At 41.3% G+C, this 19,735-nt stretch carries 17 protein-coding genes; 6 read left to right on the top strand and 11 right to left on the bottom strand.

The genetic code is table 11. The features are described from left to right. Nucleotides 1-43 precede the first annotated feature (43 nt). Together MSMAS_RS07570 and MSMAS_RS07565 are read left to right on the top strand one after the other, a co-directional pair. Nucleotides 44-382, top strand: coding sequence for a branched-chain amino acid transporter permease (locus MSMAS_RS07570; RefSeq protein ID WP_011035153.1), 339 nt, complete (start codon nt 44-46; stop codon nt 380-382). 76 nt (nt 383-458) lie between these two features. Next, the gene (locus MSMAS_RS07565) at nt 459-1,340 is read left to right on the top strand and encodes a 4Fe-4S binding protein (protein WP_015413177.1); all 882 of its coding nucleotides are present in this window, start codon (nt 459-461) and stop codon (nt 1,338-1,340) included. A 247-nt stretch (nt 1,341-1,587) separates the two neighbouring features. On the opposite strand, the gene MSMAS_RS18165 is transcribed toward MSMAS_RS07565, so the two are convergent. From MSMAS_RS18165 to MSMAS_RS07525, 8 genes are all read right to left on the bottom strand, one after another. Continuing rightward, complete coding sequence (locus MSMAS_RS18165; RefSeq protein WP_080503067.1) at nt 1,588-2,793, bottom strand: ISH3-like element ISMma1 family transposase; 1,206 nt, start codon at nt 2,791-2,793, stop codon at nt 1,588-1,590. Between the two features lie 1,475 nt (nt 2,794-4,268). Beyond that, nucleotides 4,269-4,616 carry a hypothetical protein gene (locus MSMAS_RS07555; protein WP_015413179.1) on the bottom strand — a complete coding sequence of 116 codons (348 nt, stop codon included), beginning with the start codon at nt 4,614-4,616 and terminating at the stop codon, nt 4,269-4,271. Between the two features lie 513 nt (nt 4,617-5,129). After that, entirely contained in the window at nt 5,130-6,188 is a 1,059-nt protein-coding gene (locus MSMAS_RS07550) for a bactofilin family protein (protein WP_011035156.1), read from the bottom strand. 235 nt (nt 6,189-6,423) lie between these two features. Continuing rightward, nucleotides 6,424-6,933 (bottom strand): nitroreductase family protein, encoded by a 510-nt coding sequence (locus MSMAS_RS07545; protein WP_015413181.1) that lies wholly within the window; start codon nt 6,931-6,933, stop codon nt 6,424-6,426. Nucleotides 6,934-7,131: 198 nt separating this feature from the next. After that, entirely contained in the window at nt 7,132-7,782 is a 651-nt protein-coding gene (locus tag MSMAS_RS07540; RefSeq protein ID WP_011035158.1) for a serine O-acetyltransferase, read from the bottom strand. Nucleotides 7,783-8,551: 769 nt separating this feature from the next. Continuing rightward, entirely contained in the window at nt 8,552-9,097 is a 546-nt protein-coding gene (locus tag MSMAS_RS07535) for a ferredoxin-thioredoxin reductase catalytic domain-containing protein (RefSeq protein WP_011035159.1), read from the bottom strand. Nucleotides 9,098-9,109: 12 nt separating this feature from the next. After that, a complete protein-coding gene (locus tag MSMAS_RS07530) occupies nt 9,110-9,412 on the bottom strand; it encodes a glutaredoxin family protein (protein WP_011035160.1) in 303 nt (100 codons plus the stop codon). Nucleotides 9,413-9,605: 193 nt separating this feature from the next. Then, nucleotides 9,606-11,084, bottom strand: a complete 1,479-nt coding sequence (locus tag MSMAS_RS07525; protein ID WP_048037657.1) for an MFS transporter — start codon at nt 11,082-11,084, stop codon at nt 9,606-9,608. Between the two features lie 445 nt (nt 11,085-11,529). Between MSMAS_RS07525 and MSMAS_RS19210 the strand changes: the two genes are divergently transcribed. The 4 genes from MSMAS_RS19210 to MSMAS_RS07510 all read left to right on the top strand — a co-directional run bounded on the left by MSMAS_RS19210 (nt 11,530) and on the right by MSMAS_RS07510 (nt 15,401). Beyond that, on the top strand, nt 11,530-11,808 hold the full coding sequence (locus MSMAS_RS19210; protein ID WP_048041109.1) for a hypothetical protein: 279 nt from the start codon (nt 11,530-11,532) through the stop codon (nt 11,806-11,808). Between the two features lie 190 nt (nt 11,809-11,998). Beyond that, nucleotides 11,999-12,208, top strand: a complete 210-nt coding sequence (locus tag MSMAS_RS18745; protein WP_137726727.1) for a hypothetical protein — start codon at nt 11,999-12,001, stop codon at nt 12,206-12,208. A 639-nt stretch (nt 12,209-12,847) separates the two neighbouring features. Further along, nucleotides 12,848-13,972 carry a DUF21 domain-containing protein gene (locus MSMAS_RS07515; RefSeq protein ID WP_011035163.1) on the top strand — a complete coding sequence of 375 codons (1,125 nt, stop codon included), beginning with the start codon at nt 12,848-12,850 and terminating at the stop codon, nt 13,970-13,972. A 118-nt stretch (nt 13,973-14,090) separates the two neighbouring features. Continuing rightward, nucleotides 14,091-15,401, top strand: coding sequence for a hemolysin family protein (locus tag MSMAS_RS07510; protein WP_011035164.1), 1,311 nt, complete (start codon nt 14,091-14,093; stop codon nt 15,399-15,401). Nucleotides 15,402-15,471: 70 nt separating this feature from the next. Here MSMAS_RS07510 and MSMAS_RS07505 read toward each other — a convergent pair whose 3' ends face one another. The 3 genes from MSMAS_RS07505 to MSMAS_RS07495 all read right to left on the bottom strand — a co-directional run bounded on the left by MSMAS_RS07505 (nt 15,472) and on the right by MSMAS_RS07495 (nt 19,392). Then, nucleotides 15,472-17,148 (bottom strand): SagB/ThcOx family dehydrogenase, encoded by a 1,677-nt coding sequence (locus tag MSMAS_RS07505; protein ID WP_011035165.1) that lies wholly within the window; start codon nt 17,146-17,148, stop codon nt 15,472-15,474. Nucleotides 17,149-17,294: 146 nt separating this feature from the next. Further along, nucleotides 17,295-17,837, bottom strand: coding sequence for a DJ-1/PfpI family protein (locus tag MSMAS_RS07500; protein WP_015413188.1), 543 nt, complete (start codon nt 17,835-17,837; stop codon nt 17,295-17,297). Between the two features lie 193 nt (nt 17,838-18,030). Further along, nucleotides 18,031-19,392: a TIGR00297 family protein gene (locus MSMAS_RS07495; protein WP_015413189.1), complete on the bottom strand. Its 1,362-nt coding sequence runs from the start codon at nt 19,390-19,392 to the stop codon at nt 18,031-18,033. Nucleotides 19,393-19,735 lie beyond the last annotated feature (343 nt).

Genomic DNA, 19,735 nt, shown 5'->3' with positions numbered 1-19,735 from the left:
TGGCAAATATTAAAGTCAAGGAAAGTTCCACGGAGGAAAGCTGATGAGCGGGAACCTCCAGATGCTTGTAACCATTGCTGTAATAGCCCTTGCAACCTTTGCCACAAGGGTTCTCCCCTTCCTGTGTTTTGGGTCAAGGGAACCACCGGCAATGCTTTCTACGGTTGAGAAAAACCTTCCTCCTATGATCCTTTTACTGCTGGTTATTTACTGCTTAAAAGACGTTCAGTGGTTTTCAGCCCCTTACGGGTTTCCGGAACTGTTTACCATAGGAGTTGTTGCAGGGCTTCACTTCTGGAAAAGAAACGCAATGCTCAGCATTTTTGCAGGGACAGGGATATACATGGCACTTGTACAGCTGGATTTATTTTCTTTCCTTTAATCTTTTCAGTTAATATATATAATTCATAAAATTTATATAGGTCGTCCATCATGCCTCATAAAGTGAAGTGACTTATATGGCTGAGAAAAAGATTGATTTATCCTCGATAAAAAGTAAAGGTTTCCTTCCTCAGAGACAGGAAAATATGTTTTCAATGCGGCTGAAAGTCGTGAGCGGTAACCTGGATGCTGAAAAACTGCGTGCAATTGCAGATGCAGCCGAGAAATATGGTTCCGGCTATGTCCACATAACCTCAAGGCAGCAGATTGAGGTCCCTTTTGTAAAACTTGAAGATATAGAAGCTGCAAGAAATGAACTTGAAAAGAAAGGCATTTCAGGCGGTTCCGCCGGAAAAAGAGTAAGAGCCGTGGTAGCCTGTCAGGGGAACAGGGTCTGCAGAAACGGGTTGATTGACTGCGAAAGACTGGCGTGCATAATCGATGAAAAGTATTTCGGGGAAGCTGTCCCGAAGAAGCTCAAGATTGCAGTAACCGGATGTCCTGCAGCATGTGTAAGGCCGCAAGATAATGATTTTGGCATTATGGGCACGGTAAAGCCTGAAGTCCTGGAGGAAAACTGTGTCGGCTGCAAGCGCTGTGAAAAGGCGTGTAAAATGGGAGCAATAAAAGTCATTGAGGATAAAGCCTCTATAGATACAGAAAAATGCATCCTCTGCGGGGCATGTATTGCAGCCTGCAGAAAAGATGCCCTGAGAGCAGAAAAAACCGGGTGTACGGTTTTTGCAGGAGGAAAAGCAGGACTCCGCCCCAAACAGGGTACAAAAATTCTTGAGCTTGCACAGGAAGAGCAGCTTTTCTCTGTCCTTGAAAAAACCTTTGATTATTACAGGAACGAGGGTCTTGAAGGAGAGAGGCTCGGAGACCTCATTGAAAGGCTCGGGATTGAAAGATACCTGGATGCAATCGGGCACTCACCTTGTGATGGCGATTTATCCTGAATACCGGGAATTAAAAAGGTAATTTTACATACAGTAGTTCCGATTTGTTATAGTTCCGAATGACAACTTTCATTCGTTTACAATTTTTCCTTAATAGTTCATGAAAAATGTTTTCATCTCATCGATTCTGATTTCATTTTTTATATAATGTTCTAAAAACTTCAGTATTTTAAAGTCCTGAAGTAAAATTTGTGCATAGTTTCCACTAACTAATTTTATGATTTTTTTTTTGGTTATATTTAAAAATTTATAAATCTCTTAATCGAGCGCGAAGCGCTCGCCTTCTTTCTTTATTATATCTGGTTAAGCACTCAAGAAATGACCTGACTGTAATATTGGATAATGAATTAACTCCTTCTTTTACTGCCTTAATAATGTCTTGATTTATTACTGATTTCATTTGGTATGCTGTAATGTCAAGAACTGACTTTAATACATTCAAAATATTATACATGATACATTGAACTACAAAAAATAGTGTCCTTGCAACAGGTGATTTAGAACATGTTCGTATCTTAAAATCCTTTTTTACTCTATACCCTGTTTCTATATTCCATCTCTTCCTGTATTCTTCAGGTATTTGCTTTACAAATGTGTCTATTGAACTCACTTTTTTATTTGTTGCAAATATACTGTATTCTTTTTCTTTATCCCACACTGCTACAATGTTAAAAGTTTGTTCTTCTCCTTGAAACTTATATTCAAAAACCGTAGAAGTATCTCCATTTTCTTTTCTATGCCTTTCAAGCATCTCCTTAATTCTTTTGTTTGATTTAGCTGCAATTACGAAATCGACTTTGTATTTCTCCATCTTTGAGATAACTTTTCTGTTAAAAAATTCTCTATCCATGTATACTGTTCCCACTTTTACTCCCATTTTTTCAATCCTTTCAAACAATGATTCCATAAGAATTGAATAATCTTTGCTTAATCCGTTGATGTCAATAACATCAAGTGTTAGCTTAGAATTCCCAATTACATCTAAGGTGCAGAAAGAATATCCCCATGAAGTTCCATTCTTTGGTTTGATTCCCCTTATACAGAGAGTGTCTCTGCATCCATAATATTCAACGTCATGAAAGTCAATAGCGATGTCATGAACATTGTTTTTAAGCTTCATCATCCTAAAAATTTCATTATTTATTTTTCGGAAAGAAGAGAGGATATATTCAATAGAATTGGATTTTATGTAATTGAAAATAGTATCAGCTGAAGGTATTCTTGTGTTTGGAACTTTTGATTTGAGATCATTACTTGCAGATTCAAGAGAATCAGTAGAAGATGTTGCCGCATGAAGTAAAACGTTAAGAAACTCTTGATAGCTGTAGTTTGCTCCATCGGGTAAAGTTATTATATCAACGATGCTAAAGAATTCAGAAGACAAAGCCAGTAAACTGGCTGTGTCTACATCAGACATGGAGTCGTTTTTTGGAGTCATAGCAAACGACTTCATAGTCTTCAATACTTTTTTGATTATACCTTCAATTGTAAAAAACAGGTCTCGGAACTAAGGATATTCGGAACTACTGACATACTGGCTTTCTGTTGCAGGCTACTTTAATAGTCCTGATATCCAGCTACTCTTTTTACGTCTGCCTGAATTATCTGATGAATATTTCAGCCAGGTAAAGACAGTTTTAGGCAGGTGAAGCCAATTTTCGGCAGATAAAGCCAGTTTTAGGCAAATGAAGCCAGTAAAATCTCATTTTATTTTTTACAGTTCTTTCAGCCTGTATATGGGTGAAAATGCCCTTTAAAACCGGCACTATATCAAATAAGCCTGATTTATTGGAACAAAAACGGCAGGTATATCTGTAAAAATGTTATGATATGTTTGATTTTCAAGGAACTTCTTGCAATTGATCGAAAGCAGAATAAATAAAAAAACATCTCGCAATGATTATATTTATGTGAAGATATTTAACTGCAATGAAAAAAGCCGGACGAAGCAGGCGATTCCATACCTGCCATAATAATGAGCGTCACATGAGTGTCACATGATAGCGTTTTTAGCGTCTCTTTATATCCTTAAAATGATTCTATTTTACTGGATTGCGAAGAGAATAATAAAATGGAGAAAAAAGAGACGAAGCAGGTCGCCTTTTAAAGCTAATTAAATGCCGGCATCGGACCTTATCCAGACCGGCATTATTCAGGATAGATTTTGTATTAAGATTTTGTATTAAGATTTTGTATTAAGATTTTGTATTAAGATTTTGTATTAAGATTTTGTATTAAGATTTTGTATTAAGATTTTGTATTAAGATTTTGTAAATACTGCAATTGATTCCTTTTTATCATGGAGCGCTTCTTCAACAACTCTCCGAAAATCCTCGTGGTCTTCAAATGTGAGATATGCTTCTTTTTCCATTGTTACAACCTCTTTAAAATTCCAGACCTTTGTTTTGTTTAATACTTTACTTTTTTAATTTGACCTGACCGCTTTTCGGAACTTTATAAAGCTCAGTTCCGAAATAGATGGAAGGTTCTGAGCCCATATTCTCAACTCCCTGCCTGGGGTCCAGCCCACAGGTTATGAGAAAACCCTGTTACCCATATTCCAGATATGTATAATAACAGAGTAATATATATCATAATTGACCCCAAAAATTTTTCCTATTTTGAAATTTCAATCGTATTAAAAAATTAGATACCATATAATTTTTTGATACACATCAAGTAACAGATACTGCATAAAAAGCTCCGTACACATCCTGAATATTTTATGCTAAATTATTTTGCGTGAAAACGATTTTCGAGACAATCAAGTAAAATAACAGGCAGCTGGGAAGGAAAACACAGGTATTTTTCAGCAGCTTATTTCAGGATAGCAGCTTATTTCAGGATAGTGGCTTGTTTCAGGATGCTGGCAAAATTCTGCCGGTTCCATAAGGCAGCAAAGCGTCAGCAATTGAATTCAGAGATAACTTAAGGGGACAGTAATGGCCTGAATGCAACGGTTTCGGAGCTATCCTCCGGCTTTTCAGATATCGAATTGCAGTATTCGTTCCATATTTTTCTGGCCATAAGACAGACGTGTATTGAGGAGGAAGAGTCTCCGAATTTCTTATGGAAAACTCCCACAAAGTATATGTTTTTCTTTTCAGGGATCCGGTTCTGCATGTATTTAATTCCCATATTGCTGAAAACGCCGTTGAAACGAGATTCAACTGCTACAGCCACAATATCTTCAGAAGAACCGTAATAATTTCTCGCAGTGGTAATGATTAAGCGTTCAATTCCGAGTTTTGGAGCACAGTAAGTCTGCAAAAACATAACTGGATAGAGTATTATATCGTCGTTTTTACATAACTTGAAGATTTCTTCAAAAAGCCCAAAATCCTTTCTTCGCAGTCAAGAGGTTCCAAAGGCTGTTTCATTTCATAAAAAGCAACTCCACCTTCATTCTACCGCAGTAAAACAGTAACGAAAAAACGGTTATGGGTAATCATGGACTCACCATTATTGATTTCATGCCTGAAAAATAGTCAATACTCAGTGGATAAATTTTTCAATGTATAAAATAAGGATATTTATAGTAATAAAGCTTAATAAAAAAATTACACTGTTGGGTGCCAAAAGTATTACCTGAGCAGGTGAACGGGTATTGCAATGTATGTAAACATGCACTGTTTTAAGCTCAATACTTTTAGCAAAAAAAGTGATATGGTGGAAGAACGCCCACCACTCCTTGATCCCACCACTCCTTGATAATAGTTTTCATCAAATGTAACCTGGTTACACGGAAATTTTTCTATTTGTCTTTTATTGCTTCTTCTATTACTCTTATTACCTTTCAGGCTTTGCCTTCCCTGCAAGCCAGATTCCGATTGCTCCCAGCCCTATAAGCATTGCAATGAAACCTGCTAATGAACCAAGGAAAGGAATTTCATACACAATTGCAAATATAACTGCTCCGAGAAGGTAATATACCATTTTCCCGGCTTCTTTTTTAAAGACTTTATTGTAGACAATTGTACCTGCAAGCAGTTTGACCGGCACAGTAGCGATAAGTACTGCAAGTGCCAGGAAAAGGATCAGCAGGATCGAAAGGCTCCATCCGAATACTGTAAATAAAAGGATTAGAGAAAGCACAGGCACGAAAATGAGGAGTAAAAATCCCACAATTCCGGCTTTCAGCGTCAAGTCCCTCACAACCTCCGAAATTTCACTTATAAAAATCGGGAAAGTGTAGATAAGGATAAAGCCCAGAGCCAGAGCCGCCAGAAGCCCCAGGATGAAGGAAAAGATGCCAAAACCCCGGGGTTCGCCTGCATACTGTTCCTGCGCTGTTCTTGTAACACTCAGGTTTCCTCCAACGTCGTTTTCGAGGTCAGAAGGATAATTCTGGGCTTCAAGTTCAAGGTCTCCTTTAAGCTCAAAGTCCTCCCCAGTGCGGAGAGTTCCGGCAGAGACAGAGCCGTCTCCGTTTACGACCCCGTTAAGGTTTACATCCCCTCCTGCCAGCAGGACATCCCCTTCAACCGTGCTGCCCTGAGAAAGGAAAATCTGCCCTCCTGCTGCTACCAGATCCCCTCCGACATCTCCGTTTACGCGGATAATTCCTCCGAATGCTATGATATTTCCTGAAACATCCCCGTTAACGGTCAGTTCTCCGCCGGCACCGATGAAATCATCCATGACATTTCCGTTTATTTTAATTGTCGACCCTGCAAGCACCAGATCTCCCTGGATGTCCTGGTCGACCTGCAGGTCATTTCCACCGCCGAAAACATTTCCTGAACTGGTATATTCAAGATAACTTTCTTCTGCAGCACCTGCCGAAAAAGGCAGGACAGAGAAGAGTACTGTTAATAAAACAAGCAGAGATAACAGCTTATTTCTCATAAACTCACCTTCTACCATATAATAACAGAACGATTCGTAACAGAATATTTGTAACAGAATATATTTATTAAACTGACTATAAATATCGAAATATTCTGAATAATATATTCCGATTTACTGCTATAAATAGATAAAAACCCTTAGAAAAACTCAGATAGAGTTAAAAAGTAAAAACATAAGAAAAAAACCTCCAATTTGCTATCTGATTTTTATCGGATTTGTTTTTATGGAGGTTTTACCAGGAATTGTCATGAACTCTTGAGACTTCGTACCTTGATCTTCCGGACTTTTCTTCTGCAGGATAGCCTATTGCAATTGCAGAAAACGGAATCATGTTCTCAGGAATGTTAAGAAGCTCCCGAATCCCGGTGACAAGTTTTTCAGCCGGGTAAATTCCTATCCAGACAGCTCCAAGCCCCTGGTCATGGGCAGCCAGCAGCATATTTTCACATGCCGCCGAGCAGTCCTGAACCCAGAAATCTTTGAACCGGGGAGCTTCAGGGTCTGCGCAGACGAGCAAAGCAGCAGGAGCGTTCTTTAACATCTTTGCATAAGGATGTATTTCCGAAATCTTTTCTAGCAGGTCGTGCCTGTCAATAATAATGAAATGCCAGGGCTGTTCATCCCCTGCTGATGGCGCACTCATTCCTGCTTTAAGAATAATCTCAATCTTATCCCTACCTACCGGGTCCGGCAGATACTTCCGTATACTTCTTCTGGTTAGAATCGCTTCCATTGTTTCCATAAATATTACCCCCATTCGTTATTGTTTTTTAATAATGGATAAAACTATTGATAAAAGGAATAAATTGCACGGCAGTTTAAAAGAGGAATCATAAGTGAATAATAAAAAAGCATGGCTGAAAGTAGAAATGAATATCCCCGGAAGAGTGCCGCTAAATATTAATTGGGGCTGCTTTTTCAGTCTGAAAAATTGATTAACTTACTCAGCTACACCGGCGCGCTCAATAGTTTCCTGTGAAACAGGGACTGAAACGGTTTTTGTAGCGGCAATTACCATTCCATCAGATCCCTTATTGCTTATTTTCTTTGCAGGGACTCCTGCAATTGAAATTCCCCTCTCATAGAAGGACCTGTTTACCACGGAATTTGCCCCGATTGCAATATTATCAGCAATCTCAACACTTCCAAAGATTTTGGCACCCGGCCCTATATACACGCCATTTCCGATTTTAGGCGCCAGAAAAATATTGTCCCTTCCGGACCCTATATTGGTACAGGCATGTATTCTGCAGTTTTCTCCAACCCTGGCACCTTTGTTTACAACAATTGTCCCTCTGTGGGCTATGCATAACCCGGGTCCGAAAACATTTATCGGAATGCTGAATCCGAGGCGAATGCTCATCCTGTGAAACCTGAAAAGTATATATTTCAAATACAGTTTATGAAGTAATGAATTCTGGCAGTTGCTGTAATACTCAGCCTGCCTTAATAATCTCTGAAACTTCCAGATATCATCACCGATCAGTCTGGGTTTTTTACAGTTTTTTCCCAGGGCTAATCGGTCTGCTTCGAGATAGAACTCGTAATCTCTCTTTGACTTAATCGTATAGAAATCCCCCTCACCATACAATTATCTGTACACGCAGGTCTTCATCTCATACTGCTGGCTTCCCGGTTTAAATGTACAGGTTCGAATGCAAAAATCCGGAAATACTGAGACCCATATTAATCCCGCTTATCGGAATTCTGGAACCACCCTTATAAGCTGAAACTCAATTGATCAGTTAATACAAAATATAATATTTACAGTTTTGAATTTTAAATGTTTACATTAATATAAATTTTAGATTCAAATTCAACGAATATTTATGATTTACGTAGCCTATAGAAGTCACCGTCAGTCATCAACGGCATCTATGATTACGGATCAAATTAAAAAATCATCAACATTAACCAGTTTGTTCATGTATTGAAACCGCCTAAAGGGGAACTTTTCTCTATTTGCATTTTCCAGGAACTGCCCCTTATGACCAGAAATTTTTATTTTTGAATATTCCTGGAACGATATTATCATTAAAAACAAAGCTTATTAAATCTTACTATTTATATACATTATTTACAAAAGTTGGTACTGAATAATAGCTAATTTATAATTTCCGCCTGTCATCCCGAATTAAAGTTACCCGGATAAAAAAAGGATGGATAGAAGGTTAAAAACTTACTGGAAAAATTACCATTATGTGAGATTACCTGAAATAGAAATTTTCAGATCTTGGTTTATATATTGATTTTAATGAGCTTTGGACAAAAGAAAAGAAGTATTCTTAAAAAATTACCCGGTAACTTATAAAACAAACAGAGGAAACGTTTCATAATTAAAAAAGAAAGAAATGCGGTAATTACATGAACCGCTCGAACCTTTCTTTTCTGGCTTTACAGATAGGACAGACTCCCGGAGCCTCGTCCATGGCACAGAGATATCCACAGACTTTACATCTCCACACCGGTTTTGAAAGTTTCCCTGAAAATTCCATGCTATCCATCATCTCCTCTCTCTTCTTTCCTTCAGCCCTTTCAGCCTCTCTCTGTTCCTTTGAAGGGCGTCTTTCAGGAATCGATTCAACCTCTCTTTCCCCCCGGATAACCTCATCCGAAACATAAAGCGCACAGTAGCAGGCTCCATAATCATTCAGGTCCGGGTCTCTGTAGTAGCAGGGACAGACAATATCCAGGTCTTCTTCAAGGTTACTGGCAGAGAGCCTGCACGGACAGCACCAGTAGCCGTAGCGTCTTTCATTCTCCAGCAGACCACGTACCAGGTCCTTTGTGAACTCCACGTCAGGGTTAAGGTGGTAGCCCGATTTTTCGACCTGATCTTTCAGCCGCTTATAGACAATATCCACCTGTTCTTCGGATACGCCCTGCTCATCTTCCTCTCCTTTCAACCCAGCACCTCCTCAGAAGCCCAGGCTTTCCCGGATTTCTTTTTCCTTAAAGCCCACAATTGCCTTTTCATCGTTTATGATAGTAGTCGGGAAAGAAACTGAAGGGTTGAAGCGCCTTACTTCCTCAACAGCCTCCTCTTCTTCCTTTCCTTCGAGCCTGTCCACGTAAACATAATCGAAATCCACTCCAAGGTCTGTGAGCAATTTCTTTGTTTTTTTACACCATACGCAGGTACTGAGCCCGTACATTATGACTTTGCCCCTGTCAACTCCTGAAACATGGTTTCCTCTGTCTTTCTGGCCAAATAGATTCACTTAACAAACCCCCTGGTAAGTATGTTAGCTGTTTGTTTATGGTATAATCAATCAAGCAAAACATTTCATGGCAGACATTTCATGATATCTGACAGTAGAGAATGAGCCAGCCAGATATTAGATTTTATAACGCCTTATCTGAAAATGTCGGATATAGTATATAAAATTGAGATATACCCTGTTTCTTTTCACCTTACAATTTTTTACTTCCTTCCGGCAAATTATGCTGGTCCGGAGTTGTTTTTCCTCTCACCAGAGATGCAAATACTCCAATAATACAGAATATAGTAAACAGTATAAATGCATAGTGAAGGCTCGAAACGAATCTGGGATAATACTCGGGCGTGATCTGCACCGGGCCGATAACAACCGCAAAAATCATCATCGCAATACCCATGGAGAGCATCTGCCCAAGAAGCCTCATAGTTCCGTTCATCCCTGACGCAACGCCGTAGAATCTCTTGTCGACCGCACTCATGATTGCATTGGTATTTGGGGACGAAAAGAACCCGAAACCCGTTCCGAGCACCACCAGGCAGATAACCAGATACCATATAGGGGTAGTTTCCTGAAGAAAGATCAGGAGGAAGAGCCCGAAAGAAGTGAGCGCCATCCCTGCAGATGCAACAATGCGCGGTTCAATCCTGTCTGAGAGCCTTCCGGCAACTGGAGAAATCATCGCCTGGATGACAGGCTGTGCTACAAGGATAAGTCCTGCATGCTGTGAAGTAAAGCCTTTTGTGTACTGGAGGTCGAGGCTCAGAAGAAAGGTCACTGCATAGGTTGCACTGTAGTTTATAAGTGCGGACAGGTTCGAGAGGGCAAAAACCCTGTTTTTTGTCAGGAGACTGATGTCAAGAACAGGAAAAGGCACTCTTATCTCGTAAAGTGCAAAAATAATAATTCCGATAAATCCTGCTGCTATAAGGGCAGCCCCTTCAATGTCGGGAAGAATTGAAAAACCGTACATTGTGGCAACGACCGCCGCACCGTATATAATGGAGCCCGCCAGGTCAAATTTCTCCCCTTTACACTCAAGCCAATCGCCTTTCAGCTTCCAGAGAATTAGAAGAACGGTAATAAAGCCTAGAGGGACATTTACAAAAAAGATGCTCCTCCAGCCGAGATAATGCGTCATAATGCCGCCGAGGAAAGGGCCAAGAGAAAGCCCGAGATAGACTGCAGTTACATATATCCCGAGAACTTTCCCGCGCTCCCTGGGCGGAAAAACAGAAGTAAGAATAGCAACCCCGGTCCCGAATATCATGGCACTGCCTATTCCCTGCAAAACCCGCACCCTGATAAGCATTTCTGTTGAAGGGACCATGGTCATCAGGAGGGACGCAAGGCTGAAGATAGCAATTCCGTATAGAAAAACCTTTTTTCTCCCGTAAATATCCGCAATTTTTCCGAATGGCACAAGACACACTGCCGAGGACAGGAGATAAGCGGTCGCAACCCAGGAAAGAGCAATTGCGTCCATATGGAACTCTTTCCCGATCGTGGGCAGGGCGATATTCACTGCCGAACCATCAAAAGGAGTAATGAATCCCGAAAGTATCGCAATAAGGAGTACGACACGTTTTTCTGCAGCTCTGTCAGGAGTATCGTTAGTGCGGCATATTTCCGGAACTTCATCAGGTGCTCCGGTTTTTTTCATTTCTTTTACCATGTTAATCACAGATCGGAAGGATAATAATCTTCTATATGAAAGGCCTGAGGTTCCGGAAGGTTCTGATATTTCGGGGCTGTCTTTAGAAGCAATCCCTGCTCCGGGATGTCCTTCTTTGTCAGGGCCAACTGATTAAGAACCTTAGTATAACCTGCTTGTAATTAAAGATTATACAATTCGGCCTGCTTTTACACTGACTTTTAAACCGACTTTTAAACCGACTTTTAAACCGACTTTTAAACCGACTTTTAAACCGACTTTTAAACCAACTTTTAAACCAACTTTTAAACCAACTTTTAAATTATCAACCTGATTTTTTCACACGAATTCGTTTCTCCACAGGCCTGAAGGAAATCATATAAAGAGTAACGCCGCACAGGCCAGAATATCTTTTATCTCTCAGAAAAAAGTTTTAAAATTATATAGCACCGGAAACCCAGCCAGCTTGCCCACGGCTCTGCCCAGAAAACAGAAAGAAATGAGAAGAAAGCAGAAAGAAATGAGAAGAAAGCAGAAAGAAATGAGAAGAAAGCAGAAAGAAATGAGAAGAAAGCAGAAAGAAATGAGAAGAAAGCAGAAAGAAATGAGAAGAAAGCAGAAAGAAATGAGAAGAAAGCAGAAAGAAATAAGAAGAAAGATTGCACTGGCTTCTGTTTTTTACTTCAAGATTTTCTATTTTTTTGCTTCTTTTTTGAGGCTTGCTCGCTATCAGCCAGATCTTTAATTTTCTGCTATGTAAATGTTAATTTTCTGGCCTGCAAGCGTTCAATAAATAGAAAAGCTAATTCTGGAAAGATCTAATACTGGCTTTAAAATTTGTTACGTCAAATTAATTTTTGATTGAAATCAATTTTTGGGGTCATTCATTTAATATAATTTACCTTATTATTATATGCTGGAGTTGGGAAGTCGAATTGGGAAGTGGAGATGGGACATCATTCCACAAAAAGAATATCCTGGGGGTTGCTGGTCCGTTCTTCGAATCAATGTGCTTGGGGGAGCATAACATTCGAAGAGACTGTATTGGGGGATACAGTAGATACAGCACCTCTGGGCTTCTTCTTACATTACTTATTTTGAGAATTATTATCAATTTGATAATGGAATTTGATGACGGAAATTGATGATGAAAATTTAAGAGATTTTATTCATGAGAAAATATTCATGAGAAAACTAAAATTTTACCAGGATGCCATGCTAAGCTGAAAGTAAGTTCAGATGACAAGACCGTTTACTGCATTGTTTGCAAATACTGGACAAAACTGTGGCCTATAAAAAGAAGAGACAGTATCTTCTGGGATTGAATAATGATTTTCTGTTTTAACAAACCATACAGGCAGCTTGCATAATTAAGGCTTTAGCTTCTCGTATTTAACTAAGATATAAGTTTTTCTTTTACAAAATGTTTACCTGGATTAAAATCTCTCTATTTTATTTCCTATCTTTCTAAGTAAGCCTTGCGTTATATTAAGCAGGTCCCAGGCCAGATAAACTATTTACCTCTGACGCTCATGTTCTGGGAAGAGTGAATGAATAGGAGGCAATGGCTTCGGGTCAAAAGTAAAAATATGTATACTTTTGCTGTAAAATGTAAAAGCTGTAATAAAATGTAAATTTGACAGTAACAATGATATTAAGCCAGGTAATTGAGATTAAGTTTATAAGAGATTAATTGATTAAGGGTTCGAATAGATTTATACAGATATTAAAAAGGATATAAACTATACAGAGGATATAGACTTTACAGAGGATATAGACTTACAATGAATGAAATCATTACCTGGATACTGATTGTAATTTGCCTGACACAGTCTGCTGTTTTTTCAGGGCTAACAATCGGTATTTTCGGCCTCGGAAGGCTGAGGCTTGAAATTGAAGCCGAAGCGAATAATAAAAACGCAATTAAAATCCTGCAGGTCCGGAGGGACTCAAATTTTCTGCTTACCACCCTGCTATGGGGAAACGTGGGCGTAAACGTGCTTATTGCCCAGCTTACTGATTCCGTAATGGCAGGGACTTTTGCATTTCTATTTTCGACCTTTGGCATTACCTGTTTCGGAGAGATCATGCCCCAGGCTTATTTTTCAAGGAATGCTCTTGACATTGGGGCAAAGCTTACCCCTCTTGTCCGCTTTTACCAGATGCTTCTCTATCCTGTGGCAAAGCCGACAGCGCTTGTCCTTGACTGGTGGCTGGGAAGGGAAAAACTCGAATTGTTCAGGGAACAGGCAATGCGAATTATGCTCGAAAAACATATCGAGTCAGGAAAGACAGATATAGGGACTTTTGAAGGGATAGGAGCCCTGAACTTCCTTTCCATAGACGATGTCAGCATTTCTGACGAGGGCTCCATAATAGACTCGAGGAGCATCATTTCTCTTCCTGTGGAAAATAACCGCCCTGTATTTCCCCCTTTTAACAGGGAACCTTCTGACCCTTTTCTCCAGAAAATCGAAGCATCCGGAAAAAAATGGGTAATAATTACCAGCCCGGAAAATGAACCTGTGATGGTACTCGACGCTGACGGCTTTCTGAGGGATGCGGTTTACAAAAAAGGGCCTTTTCTTCCGCTCATTTACTGCCATTTCCCTGTAGTGGTAAAATCTCCTGAAACCAGGCTTGAAAAAGTGATCCGGCAGTTCAAAGTGTATCCGCAATACCCTGAAGACGATGTAATCGACCAGGACCTGATTCTATACTGGGGAGAAGAAAAACGCATAATAACAGGATCGGACATTCTGGGGCGTCTTCTCCGCGGAATTGTAGTAGAATGCGAACTGGGATCAGGATGTGAAATACCTGTACCTCCCTCACAGCCCGGGTTTGTCAGAAGGACAGCTTTCAGGAGAGGAAAGAAAAAAGAGATTGAAAACCTGAAGAGAAAATAACAAAAAAATTACAGATTTACTGAAAAAAGTACAGATTTACTGAAATAAGGAGGCCTGTTTCTTTTTGCCTCCTGTTCTGTAAATAGCTTTAAATTATAATCCGTCTAATATTTGAAAAATGCCCTATCTCCCTGAAGTTATCATTATCCTTGTTCTCATCGCGCTTAATGGCATTTTTGCCATGTCAGAATTTGCCCTAGTTTCAGCCAAGAAAATCCGCCTAAGGCAAAAAGCGGAAAAAGGAGATGCAGGGGCTGAGACTGCACTCAAACTCTCAAATGAACCCACCGCATTTCTCTCTACGGTACAGATAGGAATCACCCTTGTAGGCATCTTTGCAGGCGCATTCGGGGGAGCCACGATAGCAGGAGAACTTGATACTTACCTCCGGGACTTTCCGGCTCTTGCCCGATACAGTGCCACCCTCAGCATTACTCTTGTAGTGCTTATAATCACATATCTGACCTTAATCCTTGGTGAACTTGTTCCAAAGCAGCTTGCACTCAATAATGCGGAAACAATTGCTTCCCGTGTCGCAAAACCCATGTTTTTTCTTTCTCTCATGGCAAGGCCTCTTGTACTTGTTCTGAGCTATTCAACCGATGCTGTCCTCAGGCTGTTGAGAGTCAGGAAGATAATCGGGCCGCCAGTAACTGAAGAGGAAATCAAGATCATGATTGAGGAAGGGACCGAAGCAGGAGTGTTTGAAAGAGCTGAAATGAGCATGATAGAAGGTGTTTTTGACATCGGTGACCGCCGGGTTGAATCACTGATGACCCACCGCTCTGACATTATCGCTCTCGACCTGGACGACCCTGTTGATGAGAACCTGAAGAAAATGATTGCAAGCGGGAGGTCAAATTTTCCGGTATATGAACGGGACCTGGACGATGTCATAGGGATAGTTTCCGTAAAAGATGTCCTGGCAAAGCTCGTTGAAAGCGGTAAAGTTGATATCAGGGCCTCAGTCACCAAACCACTCTTTGCACCTGAAGCTATAACAATCCTGAAACTCCTCGAATCTTTCAAGGAAACAGGAATGCACATTGCCCTGATCACAGATGAATATGGAAGCGTCCAGGGCATTATTACCCTGCACGACATCCTTGAAGCTATAGTTGGAGACGTCCGTTCCCTTGGCGAGCCGGAAGAAGAGCAGATTACCGTCCTTGAAAACGGCTCCTGGCTTATTGACGGGGATACTCCTGTTAATAAATTAAAATATGTCTTATCGGTTGATTCATTTCCAGGAGAGGAGCAGGGTTATTACCTGACTATTGCCGGGCTGATCATGTACATCCTGCAAAGAATTCCCAAAACAGGAGACCATATGGAATTCAACGGGCTGAGATATGAGGTGGTCGATATGGACGGCATTAGAATAGACAAAGTGATGGTCACAAAGGTCCCGGAAATCTCCAAAGACTGAACACATTATGAACACATTACGAACACATTACGAACACATTATGTCTTCCAGAGCCGAAAAAAATAATATGTTATTTTCCGTATGCGGGGAAAGTCACAACACCAATCTCCTGAAGTGGTGATCCTACTGCAAAATGATAGAGGTCCTGGTACTCAAGTCCTTTAAGACCAAGGGTTTCATGCAGTGGGTCGTCAAAAAAACACCCTATCCCGCAACCCCTGAAACCACGGGCTTCTGCTTCAAGATAAAGGAGCTGCCCCAGGATTCCGCATTCCCAGAAAAGGTAAGGGTAGACCCAGGAGCCAAACTTTTTCAGAGGCCCTTCGAATTCGGAAAGCATGCAGGCAGTAAAACAGGCATCTGCAGCTTTTCTCTGAGAACATGAAAGCTGGGCAGCAAAGTCATAAAGGTTTTCTTCTACAAGCATGTAAAGCTCAAGTTCGTGAGGGCAGCTCTCAGGCTTCTCCCAGAGGAAATCCGGCCTGAACCTGGATTTAAGCATCTCTTTTTCACCTGATTTTCGAAGGAAAATATAAAGTCCGGGGAAAAGCTCTTTTACCCGGTTTACAAAGAGGAGAAGATGTGAAAATGGCCCGAAAGGAAGGGTATTGAGAACAGGATTTTTATCGGGAAGTGTTCTCCTCAACATGCCATAGAAATCCTCTTTTTCCATGTAAGCACTGTTATTCATTTCAATAGCACTTCTCCGCATGTGAATCACTCTACGCAGAGGAGCCGCCTCCAGGTCCGAATGAGTTCCGTGATCCGGGACTTCCCCGGATAAACCCGAAGTCTGAATTTCAGGCTTCGGTTCCGCCTGTTTTTCACCGAAATGATTGGTATTTCCTTTTCTTGTAACTGACGAAGCCTTTTCAATGCCAGCCCATTCCACATGTGCAGGGCTCAGTCGGTCAGGAACGCCAGCCCAGTAAAGCTTTTCAAAATCCGGAATCGCAGATGAGGAAACTTTGCCGGAGATACATTCCTTTCCTGCAGGATAAACTGCAAGAAGACAGGCTGGGTCTTCTTTTTCAGGCCCCTGCCTTCCTGAAATGCCCAGAACTTTTGCGATATCCTCGGAAGCCATATCCGCAAGCAGGCATGCCTTCCAGCCCAGTCCTGATGCAGCAAAGCTTAGAGCAGCAATAGCATGTCCGAGGTCGTGGTTTGCATACCTGAAAGCCCGGACTCCATATTTCCAGGCGACCCGCCAGTAAATCGAAGTAAGCCCAATAAAAAATGTGCCTTCCGGAAAGCCGGAACTTAATTTTTTCCACGTTTCTCCGGAAAATTCAGCTCTTAATTCGAGTGCATGCGGCAGAGGAGAATAGTGGCAGACAGAAGGTTTTTTCAGAAGTCCCGGAACAGGACCGGAAATAAGGTAAACCTCTGTTGGGTGAAGGTTTCCGCTTGAGGGGTTGATGCGGAGAGGCCACCTGGCGCTTCCTGCCTTCTTCCACACCGACAGGGCAAAGCTGTCAAAAAAAAGCTGAGAAATGCTTCTGCGGCTGATCCCTGAAGGTTCCAGTTTCTCAGGACAGAATACCTGTTCATAGCCCGGAAGAAGTTCGGTATTGATGTTTTTCTCATCCCAGGTATCCAGCTTAAGAACCGGAGCTCCTCTGTAGCTGAGAAAAGGGTCTGGCTTGATCTCCATATCAAGAAATCGAGGGCCTGAAGCATAGGCTTTAAAGCCATGCTTGCTGGTCTGATGATAGGACAGTACGGCTTCAAGTTCTGCGTTCATAACAGGTCACCAGCTTTTCCAGAGAATAACAGCTTTACTATGAAATAACAGCTTTACTATGAAATAACAGCTTTACTATGAAATAACAGCTTTACTATGAAATGACAGTTTACTTCCGAGTATTTCACAATGCAGAGATTGAGGTATCACGCTTTTTTCAGGGCTTTGAGAACGGCTTTTCCGAATGCTTCCGCACTCTTTGGGTCCCTGCCTGTCACCACCCTGCCCGAAACTACAACATCCCTGTCCTGATAGACAGCACCGTACTTCTCAAGCTCGGTTACGGTATCCGGACTGTTAAAAACAGTGCTCTCTTTGCCTTTTAACACTCCGGCTCTTGCAAGAACCACAGGAGAGATGCAGATTGCAGAAATCACCTTTTTCCTGGAGTCGGCTTCCTTTACAAGTCCTCGCAGGTAATGGTTGTCCCAGAGGTATTTTCTTGAACCGCCTCCTCCGGAAATGACAATTGCATCATAATCATCAATTCTCGCTTCGGAAATCCTGATATCGGGTTTGATCGTGCCTCCAAGCGCTCCTTTTGCAGTATTTTCAGACTCGGCTGCAACCGTAACCTTTGCTCCGGCAGATTCGAATACCTGCTTTGGGACAAAACACTCTTCATCTCTGAACTGTTCCTGGGCAATAACAAGCAAAATTTTTTTACCTTCATATTCGGGTCCTGTCATCTGGTCACCTTCCTGTGAATTAGAAGTAAGATCTCCGCTATCCTTATTGAAAATCAATATGTGTGAAAAGACACTGCAATAACCCTACCCGGATAAAGATATACTCCTGGAGATATAAAGGGTTGCCTTTAAGAAGTAAAAATTATAACGAAAAATTTTAACGTATAAAAAAAGTATCATTGTGAGATTTTAATCAAAATCCGGATACCAGGAGATATATTGCTGCCGAAACCCCCGCTCCTGCAAAGGTTGCAGCAAAGTTTACCCCGCTGTTTGAGAGCAGGCCTCTTTTCTGAAGAGTTGCTCCGAGAAGACTATCTATATTAGTCCCGAAAAAACCTCCCGCAGTTGTAATGAGGACGGAAAGAAAAAGATCGCTGGAAATTCCAAGAGCGTATCCGAGCACACCTATGATTGCAGAGCCAAAAATTGCAGCAAGTTCACCAAGGAGGGAAACTGCCCCGTCAGAGCCTGGTTCTGAAGGTTTGAGGGTTGTTATCATTATTGGCTTTCCTTTTGCCGTGGTCCCTATTTCACTTGCAAGAGTGTCACCCGTGGCAGTTGCAACAGTACCCATATAAGCATAAATAATGGGAAGGCTCTGATCCGGAAAGACGCCGTAAGCTACTGCCAGGACAAGAGCAGCCGTACTGTTAGAGAACACGTTTTCATAGCTTCGGATCCCGTTTTTAGCCTGTGCAATCCCTATGGATTCTTTATATGCATACTTGTACCTGGTAAACCCGCCGCCCAGAATGAAGAAAGTGAGCAGGAGCAAAAACCAGGGGAGCCCGCTGAAAACTATAATCAGGACCCCAAGCAGGGCTGCGCTGAGAAGGGCAGAAACATCGGCAATTTTCGCCCTGTAAGCCAGGGCACCGAGGAAAAGGGAGAAAACGAGGGCTACCAGCATTTTCTCGGGAGGAACCCAGTACCTGAATTCCTCGAAAATCCACATCATCATCCCTGCTCCCAGAGGCACAGGGATATTACGATCTATCTTTGAAGGGATGGATTCAAAAAGAGAACCCGTAACCGCTCCAATAACAGCTATGAAAAAAATAAAGTTGTACGAAACCGGAAGATTTTGCCAGTAAACAATCCAGCTTGCTGCAACAAAAGCTGCAATAATCCTCAGCGCGAGAAAAATAGAACTCCATATTATTGAGAATCTTCTCTGCCTCCTCCTGCTTTTTTCAGACTCAAAGTCAGCTGTGAAACCTCTTTCTGAAAAAAAGGAGCTATGGTTTCCCACTGCTGCGACTGCGAAGGCGGCAAGAACTATATAAAACGGAAACGTGTAGGGAAGATCTTTAGAAACTGCAGAAACAAGCAGCATCAGGGAAAAGGAAAAAGAAAGGCAGACCGCATCCCTGCTGCAGGAAAGAAACTTTCCGGAAAATCTCAGCAACAGGAAAACTCCGAGAGAAAGAACGAGAAGAAGGTCTACTCCTGCAAAAGGGGCTATTAGAATAAGCAGGAGATATAACACATGCATCACAGGGATTCCATGATAGGAACACCCATTCTCAAGGAGGGGGATAGCTCTGTTCATTCTAGGACATCTGTTGTTTTTTATTCTTCCTGAAAAGCTAGTTAGAATAGGTCTTTCTTTATAAATAGATAGTTGTTTTTCCGTGATAGACAGTTATTTTTCCGTGACAGATAGTTATTGTTTCTCACAGGTAGTTGTTTTTCTTAATAGACAGTTGTTCTTTCTCAGGCAATTGCTTAAATTTAAGTCAAATTTAAAAATACATTCTACTTTTCTACTTTATTACTTACGCCCGGAAGGATGTTTTGCAAGTCTGGATTTTACGGGAAAAACTGGATAATTTCTCTGGATTGAGCTCACTTAACAAAGAAATATTCGTGAACCGGGAATAAATGTAATTAGC

Source organism: Methanosarcina mazei S-6, from assembly GCF_000970205.1.
GTDB lineage: Archaea > Halobacteriota > Methanosarcinia > Methanosarcinales > Methanosarcinaceae > Methanosarcina > Methanosarcina mazei.
Note: the sequence above shows the minus strand (reverse complement) of the source record. Positions and strands in the feature narration are given on the sequence as shown.

What these genes read in the sequence shown, in the direction of transcription:
- MSMAS_RS07570 (WP_011035153.1), top strand. Translation starts at nt 44, where the DNA reads ATGAGCGGGAACCTCCAGATGCTTGTAACCATTGCTGTAATAGCCCTT.
- MSMAS_RS07495 (WP_015413189.1), bottom strand. Translation starts at nt 19,392, where the DNA reads ATGAACAGAGCTATCCCCCTCCTTGAGAATGGGTGTTCCTATCATGGA.
- MSMAS_RS07510 (WP_011035164.1), top strand. Translation starts at nt 14,091, where the DNA reads ATGCCCTATCTCCCTGAAGTTATCATTATCCTTGTTCTCATCGCGCTT.
- MSMAS_RS07500 (WP_015413188.1), bottom strand. Translation starts at nt 17,837, where the DNA reads ATGACAGGACCCGAATATGAAGGTAAAAAAATTTTGCTTGTTATTGCC.
- MSMAS_RS07550 (WP_011035156.1), bottom strand. Translation starts at nt 6,188, where the DNA reads ATGAGAAATAAGCTGTTATCTCTGCTTGTTTTATTAACAGTACTCTTC.
- MSMAS_RS07555 (WP_015413179.1), bottom strand. Translation starts at nt 4,616, where the DNA reads ATGTTTTTGCAGACTTACTGTGCTCCAAAACTCGGAATTGAACGCTTA.
- MSMAS_RS07505 (WP_011035165.1), bottom strand. Translation starts at nt 17,148, where the DNA reads ATGAACGCAGAACTTGAAGCCGTACTGTCCTATCATCAGACCAGCAAG.
- MSMAS_RS07525 (WP_048037657.1), bottom strand. Translation starts at nt 11,084, where the DNA reads ATGGTAAAAGAAATGAAAAAAACCGGAGCACCTGATGAAGTTCCGGAA.
- MSMAS_RS07545 (WP_015413181.1), bottom strand. Translation starts at nt 6,933, where the DNA reads ATGGAAACAATGGAAGCGATTCTAACCAGAAGAAGTATACGGAAGTAT.
- MSMAS_RS07565 (WP_015413177.1), top strand. Translation starts at nt 459, where the DNA reads ATGGCTGAGAAAAAGATTGATTTATCCTCGATAAAAAGTAAAGGTTTC.
- MSMAS_RS07515 (WP_011035163.1), top strand. Translation starts at nt 12,848, where the DNA reads ATGAATGAAATCATTACCTGGATACTGATTGTAATTTGCCTGACACAG.
- MSMAS_RS18165 (WP_080503067.1), bottom strand. Translation starts at nt 2,793, where the DNA reads ATGAAGTCGTTTGCTATGACTCCAAAAAACGACTCCATGTCTGATGTA.